The sequence below is a fragment of the Stenotrophomonas sp. YJH_SMC_29 genome (assembly GCF_059371235.1).
Map to the genome: position 1 here is coordinate 148,682 of NZ_JCAFUK010000003.1, position 12,615 is coordinate 161,296.

Annotated in this window: 9 protein-coding genes; 2 read left to right on the plus strand and 7 right to left on the minus strand. The window is 67.7% G+C overall.

Going from position 1 to position 12,615, the window contains the following annotated elements:
* Positions 1-153 precede the first annotated feature (153 nt).
* The 5 genes from AC5P9I_RS05235 to AC5P9I_RS05255 all read right to left on the minus strand — a co-directional run bounded on the left by AC5P9I_RS05235 (position 154) and on the right by AC5P9I_RS05255 (position 7,963).
* Positions 154-1,686 carry a tryptophan halogenase family protein gene (locus AC5P9I_RS05235; protein WP_495217315.1) on the minus strand — a complete coding sequence of 511 codons (1,533 nt, stop codon included), beginning with the start codon at positions 1,684-1,686 and terminating at the stop codon, positions 154-156.
* Between the two features lie 11 nt (positions 1,687-1,697).
* Positions 1,698-2,720, minus strand: a complete 1,023-nt coding sequence (locus AC5P9I_RS05240) for a cupin-like domain-containing protein (RefSeq protein WP_130768012.1) — start codon at positions 2,718-2,720, stop codon at positions 1,698-1,700.
* Between the two features lie 3 nt (positions 2,721-2,723).
* Positions 2,724-3,482 carry a SapC family protein gene (locus tag AC5P9I_RS05245; protein WP_130768011.1) on the minus strand — a complete coding sequence of 253 codons (759 nt, stop codon included), beginning with the start codon at positions 3,480-3,482 and terminating at the stop codon, positions 2,724-2,726.
* Between the two features lie 130 nt (positions 3,483-3,612).
* A complete protein-coding gene (locus tag AC5P9I_RS05250; protein ID WP_074725161.1) occupies positions 3,613-6,741 on the minus strand; it encodes a TonB-dependent receptor in 3,129 nt (1,042 codons plus the stop codon).
* A 361-nt stretch (positions 6,742-7,102) separates the two neighbouring features.
* Positions 7,103-7,963, minus strand: a complete 861-nt coding sequence (locus AC5P9I_RS05255; protein ID WP_130768010.1) for a LytTR family DNA-binding domain-containing protein — start codon at positions 7,961-7,963, stop codon at positions 7,103-7,105.
* A gap of 170 nt (positions 7,964-8,133) precedes the next feature.
* Between AC5P9I_RS05255 and AC5P9I_RS05260 the strand changes: the two genes are divergently transcribed.
* Positions 8,134-9,333, plus strand: a complete 1,200-nt coding sequence (locus AC5P9I_RS05260; protein ID WP_130768009.1) for an acyltransferase family protein — start codon at positions 8,134-8,136, stop codon at positions 9,331-9,333.
* Positions 9,334-9,355: 22 nt separating this feature from the next.
* Here the strand turns inward: AC5P9I_RS05260 and AC5P9I_RS05265 are convergent, their stop codons facing one another.
* Positions 9,356-9,568 carry a hypothetical protein gene (locus tag AC5P9I_RS05265; protein WP_049467263.1) on the minus strand — a complete coding sequence of 71 codons (213 nt, stop codon included), beginning with the start codon at positions 9,566-9,568 and terminating at the stop codon, positions 9,356-9,358.
* 329 nt (positions 9,569-9,897) lie between these two features.
* Here AC5P9I_RS05265 and AC5P9I_RS05270 point away from each other — a divergent pair, with 329 nt between their 5' ends.
* The gene (locus AC5P9I_RS05270) at positions 9,898-11,145 is read left to right on the plus strand and encodes an arsenic transporter (protein WP_053463126.1); all 1,248 of its coding nucleotides are present in this window, start codon (positions 9,898-9,900) and stop codon (positions 11,143-11,145) included.
* A 24-nt stretch (positions 11,146-11,169) separates the two neighbouring features.
* Here the strand turns inward: AC5P9I_RS05270 and AC5P9I_RS05275 are convergent, their stop codons facing one another.
* On the minus strand, positions 11,170-12,603 hold the full coding sequence (locus AC5P9I_RS05275; RefSeq protein ID WP_187756612.1) for an OprO/OprP family phosphate-selective porin: 1,434 nt from the start codon (positions 12,601-12,603) through the stop codon (positions 11,170-11,172).
* Positions 12,604-12,615: the final 12 nt, after the last annotated feature.

Here is a 12,615-nt window from a genome sequence, read left to right on the forward strand (position 1 = left end):
CGATCAACAAAAAGGTAGCGCTAACATTCCGTGGACTCAAAAAGGGGGCGTGCTGTCCGGCCCCCGCGTTGCCACCGCATGCGTCATCGCCTGCGGTGTTTCCGCACTGTAACCAGCTGCAGCGGAAAAAGCGTGCTGCAACGCAAAACCCTGCTATGCGGGCGTCGCCATCGAACGCCACACGTCTGCGCCGGACCTGCAGTACTGCGCGATGAACTCTGCCTGGGTCGGCATCTGCGCCGCGGCGTGCTGCACCGGCTGCTGGATGCCCTTCAACAGGGTGCGCAGATCGGCGTCACTCACCGCCCGCGCCAGCGGATGCGGCGGGCCTGGCGGAATGCCCTGCCCGAGCAGCACACTGGTCCAGGACTCGACGCGGAACAGCTCGCCGGGGTCCTGCCAAGCGTGCGCACGCTCGCGCCACGCCTGCAACCGCTGCTGCAGCGATTCGGGCACGCGCATCTCGCGGCATGCCTTCCACATCGGCTCGGTGCGCTGCGTGGCGTGGTAGTGCAGGATGATGAAGTCGCGCACGTGCTCCATTTCCTGCCGGCTGACATCGTTGTACAGCTGCACCAGCGACGCGCGGATGCCATCGAACGGGAACAACTGGATCAGGCGCACCACCGCGCTGATCGTCAGGTGGATGCTGGTCGATTCCAGGGGCTCGATGAAACCGCTCGCCAGCCCCAGGGCCACCACGTTCCTGTTCCAGGCCTTCAGCCGACGCCCGCTGCGGAACGGCACCTGCCACGGGTCGCGCAAGGGAGGTGCCACCACATCGCGCAGCAGCTTCGCTGTGGCCTCGTCATCGGACAGGTGGCGGCTGGAATACACCAGCCCGCAGCCGACCCGGTGCTGCAGCGCGATGTGCCAGCGCCATCCCGCTTCGTGGGCGATCGCCCGGGTATAGGGCACAGGGGGCGCAACCGCTTCGGTCTGCACGGCCACGGCCCGGTCGCACGGCAGCCACTCGTGCCAGTCCTCGTAGCCGGTGCCCAGCGTCTGCTCGATCAGCAGGCCACGGAAGCCGGTGCAGTCGATGAACAGATCCCCCTCGATCACCTGCCCGTCCTGCAGCACCAGCGCCTGCACCGATCCGTCATGCGCATGCTGCCGGACCTGGGCGATCCTGCCTTCGATCCGGTGCAGGCCGTGGCCCTCGGCCCTGCGGCGCAGGAACCGCGCATACAGCCCGGCATCGAAGTGGTAGGCGTAGCTGGCCTGCGGCTGGGTCTGCAACGAAAAGCGGTCGCCCCGCGAGGCAATGCTCTCCAGGCAGAAGTCACCCAGGTCCGAGGGCATGCCGCGGCGCAGGCTGTCCAGCCAGAAGTGATGGAACGGTGCCGCCCAGGTGCCGTGGCCGATGGTGCCGAACGGGTGGAAGAAGCGGTCCCCCGGCAGGCGCCAGTTCTCGAATGAAATCGACAGCTTGAAGGTGCCGGCCACCGCGCGCAGGAAGTCCTGCTCGTCGATCTGCAGGAAGCGGTGGAAGGTGCGGATGGGCGGCACGGTGGACTCGCCGACGCCGACGGTGCCGATCTGCTCGGACTCGACCAGGGTGATCTCCAGCTGGTCACGGAACTGGTGCGCCAGCGCACAGCCGGCCAGCCATCCCGCGGTGCCGCCGCCGGCAATGACCACCTTGCGGATGCGTCCTGCGGGGGTGCTCTCGGTATCCACTATGGCGCTCCTTCTCAACGGTTGAGCCTGCCCAGCAGCATCGCGCGCATGCGGCGCGCGCGCGGCTCGTCGAACGGTGCCAGATCCCCGCGCGCGGCGTCAGGCAGGTGCTGCCCGGCGCGCTCGCCGGGGCCGAATACGTAGTACCGGAAGAGCCCTTCCCAGGCCTGCTTTTCGCGCGCCGGCAGGTCGCGCACGGCCCACATCGCGTGGTGCAGCGCCGACAGTGGAGATCCCAGCCAGGCCGGCGAACGGCGCCACCAGTAGTTCACCAGCACGTTGAACGGCGCCAGGCTGCGCACATGGTGCCACCACATGCCCGGAATGAAGATCGCATCGCCGGGCCCAAGCACGGCGCTGCGCGCGTTCGCCAGCGCTTCCCGGAAACGCGGGTACCGCTCGAAGTCGGGGCGCTCGAAGTCCACCACGCTCACCACCTGGCCACCGGGCGTGGGGTCGAGCGGGCCCGGATACAGATTGTCGATCTGCTCGGGCGGGAACACGGTGAACTCGCGCTGCCCCACTGCACAGCAGGCGAGATTGTCGGGTGTGTCGAAGTGGCACGAGGCCGTCACCCGGTTGCCGATCCAGATGCTGGCCGTGGCATCGATGCCCTGCTTCGCCAGACCGGCGTCGTTGACCTGCGCGAATGCCGGCCGCAGTGCCCGCTCGATCGGCAGCGAGGCCACGTAATAGGTCGGCGGCCGCGGGGACTGCAGCGTGGTGGCGATCTCCTCCAGCACCTGCGCCAGCGCGCCGCGCCGCACGTCGAAGTTCAGCCGGGTGTAGTCCGCGCTGTAGAACGGGCGGCCCTCGATCTCGGCGCCGCCGAACGAATACTGGATGGGCCCGCCCGCATCGACGCTGCGCAGGTAGGCCATCGCGTCCTGCGCCGAGCGCACGCCCGCCTGCACCAGTGGCCAACCGCTGGCAATGCCCCGCAGCACGACCGGTTCACCCGCCTCCGCCAGGGCAGCCAGCGGCAGCTCGGCAGGATCGACGCCTTCCAGAACCGGCAACGGCAGGTTCGCGCGCACCGGTCAGTTCCTGGCCGGTTGCGCCGCGCCGTCCTGGGCGCGGAGGCGGCGCTGCTTCTCGGCAATCAGGCGGCGCATGTTGTGCAACGACGCAAGCATCAGGTACGCGCCTTCCAGGTAGCCGGCGCGGTTCAGTTCAGCCAGGCGTGCGCTGTCCAGCGTCGCCAGGCGCTCCCGGTCGATGCCATGCAGTCCGCTCACGCTCACCCGGTGATGCGGCGCGACCTGCACGTCGAGCGTGACCGGCTGGATCAGGCCGCTGTCGTCGAGCATCGCGAACATTGCGGCCGCGTACGCGCTGCCCTCGTGGATGCCGCGCAGTACCCCGGCGATGTGGTCCAGGTAAGGCGTGTTTCCACCCTGCGGCAGGAACACCGGCTCACCGCCGCCGGAGGTGACACGCGGATGGTCCAGGTCGACGTGCATCACCGCGTCCTGGGTGAGCAGGCCGTCCACGTAGTGCTCCTGGAAGCCGATCAGGAACGGCCCTTTTGCGGCCGCGCCGGGCAGGTAGGAGGCATTCCAGCATCCGTCCTGCAGGTACAGGTTCTCGTGCTGCTCGAAACCCAGCAGGGCGACGGACTGCCACGCCCCGGTCCCGGTCTCCCGGCGCAGGAAGATCGGATACTCGCGCTGCAGTTCGGCAAACTCGCTGGGATAGGCGGGCACCATGCCCACCGCATCGCCGAACTGTGGCCCGAATCCGGTGGCGACCGTCAGGTCCCGATGCGCGATGTTGTTGAGCATTTCATAGCGGGCCATCAGGGTATCCAGTCCAGTGCGGGGTGGCTGGCCGGCAGAGTAGCGCAGGCGCGACAGGTGCGGCGACACCGTCCCGGCGCGGCACCGCTGGCGGGCAGCGGTGCCGTGCCGGGCGCATCGGCAACCAGGCTCAGAACTTGTAGCGTACGCCCAGCATGTAGCGCGGGCTCTGGTCGGCCAGCTTGACGATCATCTGCGAGGTGCGCGAGCGCCACCGCACATCCTCGCCGGTCAGGTTGATCGCCTCCAGGCTGAAGGACCAGTGGTCATCCAGCGCGTAGTTGACGCTGAGATCCCATTGCTCGTACGGCTCCACATAGTACGGATTGCGGCTGGAGCCCTGGTTGGCCAGGATCAGGTACTGGTCGCGCCAGTTCCATGCCAGGCGCACCGACCACCCGTACTTCTCGTACATCAGCATAGCGTTGGCAGTGTCGCTCAGGCCGGTGAGCGAGAACTGGTCGATACCCGGATCGCCGCCATTGTTGTAGCCGACATCACCTTTGACCACGGTGTAGTTGGCCAGCACGCCGAAGCCGGTGTCACCGAAGAAGTACTGGCCGCCCAGCTCCCAGCCATGCAGCTTGGATTTGTTCTGGTTGATCGGGCGATTGACGTTGAACTGGTAGAGCGGATCGTTGGCCTGCCCATGCAGGTCGTAGGCTGCCTCGGTGGCCAGCACCTGCGCATCGGTGCCGTTGTAGGCACCCAGGCCGGCGGGATTGTTGCGCAGCAACGCCAGTGCGGTGAACAGCGAGGTGTCGTTGGCCGAGCAGGCAGCGGCATTGGCCGGCCCGACCTGGGCGACGCAGGCGCCGCTGGTCAGGAAGTCCAGCGCCGCCCGCGCATCCGGCCCGGAGGTCGGATCGGTGAGGCCGTACAGGCTTTCCTGGACGACGGTGTTGCCGATGAAGTTGCTGACCGACTTGTTCCAATAGGTCAATGACACATAGCTGGCGTCGGCGAAGTACCACTCCAGCCCCAGGTCGAGGTTGTCCGATTCCAGCGGCTTCAGGCTCGGATTCTGCGAGTTGCCCGAGGCGCGCGACGACGGATCGATCAGCACCGAACCGAACGGCTGCTGCGCCCCGGGCCCTGCATACAGGTTGCCGTACGGCGCGCGGGCGATGCTCTTGCCGAACGAAACGCGGCCCTTCAGTTCCTCGGTGAGGTCGATGCTGAAATCGAGGTTGGGCAGGATGTAGCTGTAGCGCGCCTTCTCGGTGAAGGGCTGCTGCTCATCGGACAGCACGATGCGGAAATCGTTGTTGGCCTGCCACTCGATGGACTCGGGGACGGCAATGACCGAGGTCGACACCACGTCGGTGGTTTCATAGCGCACGCCCAGGCGGGTGTTGGTGCGCATGCCACCCAGTTCCCCGTCCAGCTCCACCTGGAAGTACGCCGCCTTGGTCTTCTCTTCCACGAAGTTGTCGGCCGCGCGTTGCGGGTTCACGCCCAGGCCGACGCCGTACTCGCGCGATGCCCATTGCGCCAGCTGCCCGGCATTGCCGCGCCAGGCCGGCCAGCTGTTCGCACTGTAGTCGTCGAACAGGCCGACGATGCTGACCGGCTGCAGCAGGTCCATCAGGCCGCCGGCGGTATCCCGGTCCACGTTGGCCACGCCCCAGTCGCCCAGGGTCGAATAAGCCTCGGCCGCCTGGATGCGGTGGGTGGTGGACTTGTTGGCATCCACGCCGAACTGGAAGCGCCCGTGGTCGAAGTTCCATTCGCCGTCGACACGCGCCTGCTTGATCTCGCTGATCTGCGTCTGCGCGTTGACGCGCAGCACCTGGGTGCCGATCTCGCCTTCCTGGAAGCCCGGGTTGACCACGCCATTGGTGCCGGCGATCGCATCGGCAGTACTGGGATACCAGACCTGGGTGCCGACCGGCAGGCCATTGTTGAAGTTCAGCTCCTGCACCCAGGAGCCACCGCAATGCGGGCCACGGGTGCAGTTGTTGGTGCCGGCAATGCTCATGAAGATGGAGCCGCCGCCGGTCAGCGGGTCATTGGGGCGGCTTTCATTCTTCGAATTGTGCGCATCGAAGCTGAGCTTGAAGCGGTCGCTGACATTCCAGACCGCGTTGAAGCCCAGCGAGCCCAGCTTGTACTCCTGCATGCTGCGCTGCTGTTCCAGCCCGAAGTCCTTGGTGCCGGCGATCTCGCGGATGTAGACCGGGGTGGCGACCGCGCCGGAGGTGTCGAACTGGACATTGGTGTAGTTGCTGTTCTGCAGCCACATGCCCTGCTCGCCACGATTCTCGGTGATCTCGTTGGTCGAGTAGGTGTAGTCCATGGTCAGGGTCAGGCTGTCTGTCGGTGCGAACTGCAGCACCGCCTGGCCATTGACGCGTTCGCGCTCGAACTCGGAGAACGCATAACGCAGGTCGTTGGGACGTGCGTAGAGCTGGCCGATGGCCGGCGCATTCACCACGGCCGGGTTGCCAGGCATCGACCCCGTCCACGGCTGCACGTTCCAGTAGTTCTCCGTGGCCTGCACCGAACCGCCCTTGCGCTTCTGCTGGCTGGCACTGAGGCTGACGCCGAAGGTCTTTTCCGGGTTGCTGTAACTGAAGATGCCCGACAGCTCCGGGGTCAGGTCATTGTCGAACGGCTGGCTGCGGTCGGACACCAGCTTCGCGCCGGCGTTGGCCACGATGCCAGCGTGATCCAGCGGACGGGCGGTCAGGATGTTGATCGTCGCGCCGATGCCGCCGCTGGGCACCTGTGCCTGGCTGGTCTTGTACACCTCGATGCCATTGATCGCTTCGGCGGCCAGCTGCGCGAAATTGAAGGCGCGGGTACCGCCGTCCACACCGCCGATGGCCACCTGCCCGGACGCACCGAAGGCATCGGCACCCGGCATCTGCCGGCCATTGAGCGTGACCATGTTGAACTGGGGACCAAAGCCACGCGCGGTGACCTGTGCGCCCTCGCCATCACGGCGCTCGATGGAGATGCCGGTGATGCGCTGCAGCGACTCTGCAAGATTGGTGTCGGGGAACTTGCCGATGTCTTCGGCACTGATCGCGTCGACCACGCCGGCCGAGTCGCGCTTGATGTCCATGGCCTGGCTCAGGCTGTTGCGTATGCCCGTGACCTGCACGGCATCGAGCTGGGTGGGCTGCGACGGGCTCTGCGGTGGCTGGCCGGTTGCCGGTGCAGCGTCCTGCGCAAAGGCCGGGTTGATGACCAGGGCACCGCCCACGAAGGTGAACATCGCCCTGGACCGGAGCTTCGCCAACGTGCGGCTCATGAACCGATCCTCGGGCCTTGGGTGCCACGGAAACTGCAAGTGCTCATGAAAGTCCCCTCTGACATACGATCGAATGGATGTACCGCCCCCTCCCAGGGGCACGCACGGGCGTGGCCCGCATTCCAAACCGAACAGCGCGGGTGCTGGAGCACGCCGCGACTTACACTTGCTTTTCAAGCCTGCCAGGACAAACACGCGGCAAAGAAGGCAGCCCCAGGACCTTGGATCCCCGTCCCACTGGTAGCGCTACCATCGCGTTGCAGCGGAGAGTAATCACCCAGGTTCACCGTTGTCACCATGCAGCGCAGCAAATCGACCGCGCACCGATGCAATCGATGCCAGCCGTCCCGCGCCCCACCCGCTAGCCTGCCGCCAGCGCCTGCCGGAGCACGGGCAGCTGCCGCCTGCTGCACGGCACCCGTGCGCCATCGGCCATGTGCAGCACCGCGTCGCCGCCATCGGCAGGCTCGATCGAGCGCAGCTGGTGGCGGTTGACGAGCCAGCTGCGGTGGCAGCGCAGGAACACCGACGGATCCAACCGCAGCGCAAGCGCCGCCAACGTGGTACGCAACGGATAGTCATGCCCGCGCACGTGCAGGTTCACGTAATTGCCGGACGCCTGCGCATATTCCACATCGTCGGTGGCCACCAGGAATTCCTTGCCCAGCTTGCGCACCAGGAAATGCCGTGGCCGCTCAACCGGCTCCACCGGCGCCGTGTCTTCCGGCGCCGCGAGCAGATGCGCCTCACCCTGTTGGCGGCGTCCGAACCAGCTCATCAAGTGTTCGAGCAGCACGATGCTGAAGAACACGCGCACGTCCTTGAGGTACTCATAGCCCAGGCGCGAGACCCAGCCGGCACCATCCACGTAGCTGGCACCAAGACCCAGGTAGACCAGCTTGCGCAGCGCCATCATGGCCAGTACGTGCAGCAGCGACCAGCCGATGCTGGCCAGCAGATAGAGCGGAAGGCGGCGCCGCCAGGTCTCTGCATGCAGGGGCCAGCGCCTGCACCCCCACCAGATCGCCGGCAGCGTGATCAGGATCACGCCGACGCTGCTGAGCTCCCAGGTCAGCGGCTCCCAGAACGCCAGGGCGTCGCCGCGCCGCTGCGCGTCCATCACTTCCACGGCGCTGTTGGCCAGGGCCATGAACAGCAGCAGCGCCGCCCACACGGCCAGGCGGAACGTGAGCCGCCAGGGCGGCGTCGAAGCTACAGGCATGCGGTTTCCCTACCACGCGCGCAACGCGCGACGAAGGGGCCATTCTAGGGATGCCGCTGGTCCCTGATCGCCTGCCGTTGGTCACTACCGGGCCGCAGGCAGGCCCTTCCCACCCCATGGGACCATGTCGCGGCGGCAGGCTGGCTGCCCCTGTCCGCTGCTGCCCTGCCATGAACCGACGCCACGACATCGACGCGCTCCGCGTCTTCGCCTTCGCACTGCTCATCCTGTATCACACCGGCATGGCGTACGTGGGTGACTGGGGCTTCCATCTGAAAGGCAGCTTCACCACCGACGCGCTGCAGTGGCCGATGCGGCTGCTGAACGGCTGGCGCATGTCGTTGCTGTTCCTGATCTCCGGCGTCGCCATCGCGCTGGTGCGGCCGCGCCTGCAACGGGGGCGGTTCATCCTCATCCGCAGTTGGCGCTTGTTGCTGCCGCTGCTGTTCGGCATGTTTGTGGTGGTGCCGATCCAACCCTACTGCGAGGGTGTCAGCCGGGGCATGGTCGCGCCAGGCTTCTGGGACTTCCTGCTGCGCTACTGGCAGGTGCGGCCGTGGCCGGACGGTAGCTTCGCGGGGGACCGCTTCGGCATCACCTGGAACCACCTGTGGTACCTGGCCTATCTGTGGGCCTATACGGTGGCGCTGGTGGCAGCCCTGCCGCTGCTGGATTCGGCGCCGCTGCGGCGGTTGAGTGCCGGGCTGGCCGGCGCACCCGCCGCTGTGCTGATCGGCACGCCCGCGCTGGTGCTGCTGCTCTGGCTGGCCTGGCTGGCGCCCGACCACCCGCCCACCAACACCTTCGTGGAGGACCTCTACCAGCACGCCAAGTACGGCACCGTGTTCCTGGCCGGCTATCTGCTGGGCCGCGAACCACGCTTCTGGCAACGCGTGCAGGCCCTTCGCCGGGTGTCGCTGTGCATCGCTGCGGGTGCGGTGGCCTGGTACCTGCTGCTGGAAGCGCTGGGGCACTGGCTGCCCGTCGATTCGGTGCTGCGGCGCTGGCCGCCGCGGTTCTGGGGCCTGCAGTCGCAGTACTGCGAAGTGCTGTACGCCTGGGCCATGCTGCTGGCCGTGCTGGGCTGGGGCAAGCACTATCTGGACAGGCCGTTCCGCTGGTTGCCGTACTGCACCGAAGCCGTCTACCCGTGGTATGTGCTGCACCAGAGCCTGCTGATCGCACTGCTGTTCTGGCTCAAGCCGCTGCAGCTGGGGCCGTGGCTGGAGCCAACGCTGCTGCTCGCCGGCACCATCGCCGGTTGCCTGCTGCTGCATGAGGGGGTCATCCGCCGGTCCCCCTGGTTGCGGCCCCTGTTCGGACTGAAGCGCAGGGCAGCACGTACCACCGCGCACGCGCGTGGCGATTGATCGGCATCGCAGCGCGCAGGTGCTACCACTCCGGCCCCAGCAGCTTGTTGACTTCGGCCTCGAGCTTCTGTGCGGCTTCGTCCTGCGACGCAACCTTGATGCACAGGCCGGACTGCGCCGGCCCCGGCGTCACCTGGTAGCGGTTGATGATGCCGCCGCCGTCGCCGTCCAGTTCCACCCGCGCCACCACCGTGCGCCCGTTGGCATGGAAGGTCCAGTCCTGATAATCAAACATCGTCGAAAAACGGCCTGCCTGGGAATGGCCCCACTTTAGGCAGGCCGGAGGTGAAGAACGCTCCAAGAAGGCGTTCAGCGCGCGTGGGCACGCTGTGCTTCGCCCCGCGCCTGCCACGTCCTGCAGGCCCCCGGATGCCCGCGCGCCCGTCGCGGACCGCCGCTGTCACGGAACGTGCCGGGCAGCGGCGTTCGCTGTACCGGTCCGCACGGTATGATGCCGCGATCCCGGAACCTGCGATGACCGCAGCGGCCGTCCATCCGCTGATCGCGCGCGCCAGGCCCCCTCGCGCCGGGGTCGCTGCAGGCACCGCTGAAGCCCCCACCCCCATGCTCGCCTCCCATTCCTCCCTCGTCATCTGGGCAGCGGTCGCCGTTGCCACCGTCGGCCTGCTGTTCCGCCCCTTCCGCATCCCCGAGTACGTGTGGGCGCTGGCTGCTGCCGCGCTGTTGCCGTTGCTGGGCGCGGTATCGCTGGACACTGTCTGGGGCGCCGTCGCCGAAGGTCGCGACGTCTACCTGTTCCTGGTCGGCATGATGGTGCTGGCCGAACTGGCGCGCCGCGAAGGGCTGTTCGATTGGTTGGCGCTGTATGCGGTGCGGCATGCCGGCGGATCGGGGCGACGCCTGTTCGACCTGGTGTTCCTGGTCGGCACGCTGGTGACGGTGTTCCTGTCCAACGATGCAACGGCCGTGGTGCTGACGCCGGCCGTCTACGCCGCCTGCAAGGCCGCCCGCGCCAATCCCCTGCCCTACCTGTTCGTCTGTGCGTTCATCGCCAATGCGGCCAGCTTCGTGCTGCCCATCTCCAACCCGGCCAACCTGGTGGTGTACGGCCAGCACATGCCGCCGCTGCTGCAGTGGCTGGCGCAGTTCGCATTGCCCTCCGCGGCGGCGATCGGTGCCACCTACCTGGTGCTGCGCTGGGTGCACCGGCGCGAGATCGCGCAGCCACTGGTGGCCGCGCCGGAGCATCGCCCGCTGACGGCAGGCGGGCGGCTGAGCGCACTGGGCGTGCTGTTCACCGGCAGCGTGCTGCTGGTGACCTCCGCACTGAACGGACCGCTGGGCCTGGCGACCTTCTGTGCCGGTGCGCTGAGCGTGGCGATCGTGGTGATCCGCCAGCGCCATAGCCCGCTGCCGCTGCTGCGGCATGTCTCCTGGGGCGTGCTGCCGCTGGTGGCCGGTCTGTTCGTGCTGGTGGAGGCGGTGGCGCAGACCGGTGTCATCCAGAGTGCGGCCGGCGCGCTGCAGGCGATGGCCAAAGCGTCGCCCCACCAGGCCAGCTGGCTGGCAGGCGGTGCGGCGGCTTTGCTCAGCAACGTGGCCAACAATCTGCCGGTCGGCCTGGCCGCCGGTTCGCTGGGGCAGATGGCAGACCTGCCGGCGCAGACCCGTGCTGCACTGCTGGTCGGCGTGGACCTGGGCCCGAACCTGTCGGTGACCGGCTCGCTGGCCACGATGCTGTGGCTGGTGGCGCTGCGTCGCGAGGGCGAGCATGTCAGCGCGCTCGACTTCCTGCGCGTCGGCGCGCTGGTGATGCCGCCTGCCCTGATCGGGGCACTGTTGCTGCTGTGACCCGAAGGCAGGCGGCACCCGGCGCTAGAAGGCCAGCTGCAGGCGGGTGTTGAACGTCGTGCCCTCGTCCTTGCCCGCTGCACTGCCGTTGCGGTGGCGGGTCTGCCAGCGGACCGCCTCGAACATCACCCGGCTGAAGTCGTTGAGGTACCAGTTCGCGCCCAGTGTCCACGCGTGGCCGGTACCGCCACTGGGCAGCTCGGCATAGTCCACGTCCTCGTAGCGGCCCTTCAGCTCCCACGCGCCGCTGCCGCCGCGCGTCACCGGATCGCCAACCTTCACCTTTCCCCAGGTACCCGTCTTGCCCACGTAGGACGGTTGGGCGCCCGCCACGAACCAACCGGCCGAGATCGCCCACGCTTCGTGATCGCGGTCATAGCGACCGCTGGCATCGCTGCCCCGCAGACTGCGCGTACCCCATTCACCGGTCGCCCATGCCGGGCCGAAGAAGCCGGCCAGTTCCGCACCGTAGGCGGTGCTGCGCTCGGCCCCCAGCAGTGTGCCCGGCGTGATCCTGACCAGATCATTGAAATGACCGGCGATGGCCGAACTGCGCACCACGCTGCTGGCGCCGGCGGGAATCTCCTCGTGGAAGGCCCATGCACCCAGATGCAGGGTGGCGCCCGCGGTGTCCAGCGGGTTCCAGTGGACGCGCGTGGCCCAGGTCTGGCTGTCGTTGTCGGTGCCGGCGTTGTTGACATCGTTGCCGGCCACCGACAGGCTGGCATGCCAGCCCTTTCCATACACCCGCTCGGTGAGCCCGACACCAAACAGGCCGCGCTGTGGCAGCAGCAGCGTGCCGACCACGTTGCGTTCCTGGAACGGCGTGTTGGAGGTGCTGCTCGAGCCGTCGATACCGCGATCATTCAAGCGGTTGCCGATCGTGAGGTCGGCCGGCACGCCGAACAGCGTGTGGTCCAGCGTGGCATAGACCGACTTCCACGCCACCGCGTTGTCGGCGAAGTCGCCCTCCACGACCCAGCCCAGGGTGCCGTAGCGCCCCTCGGCCCCCAGGCGCACCGAACGGATCTCGGTACCCGAAACGTTGCGGTCGGCGACCGCCGAACCGTCGGTGCTGGAGGCATCGACGAACAGGCGGCCACGGGGACGGAACACCGTCGTGCCGTCGGCGCTGCTGAACTCCGGTGCGCCCTTGCCCCAGGAGACCTTCGGCAGCCTGGACTGGCCGGATTCCAATGCGGCTACCCGCGCCTCCAGCGCAGGCGCGGGCGGCGTGGACGGTGCGGTCGCACTGCCCTGCCCGCCTTCGACAGCGCGAAGGCGGGCTTCCAGTTGCTGGATCTGCAGCGCCTGCTGCTGGACCAGGCGTGACAGCTCGGCCTGGCTCAGCGGCGCGGGCAGCGAGGACGTGGACTGTGCGTCGGCCTGGCCACTGGCCAACAGCAGGCCGAGCGCGACCGACAGCGCTGCCAGCGGCAGCACGGTGGGAGGGTTCATGGGCTCTCTCCG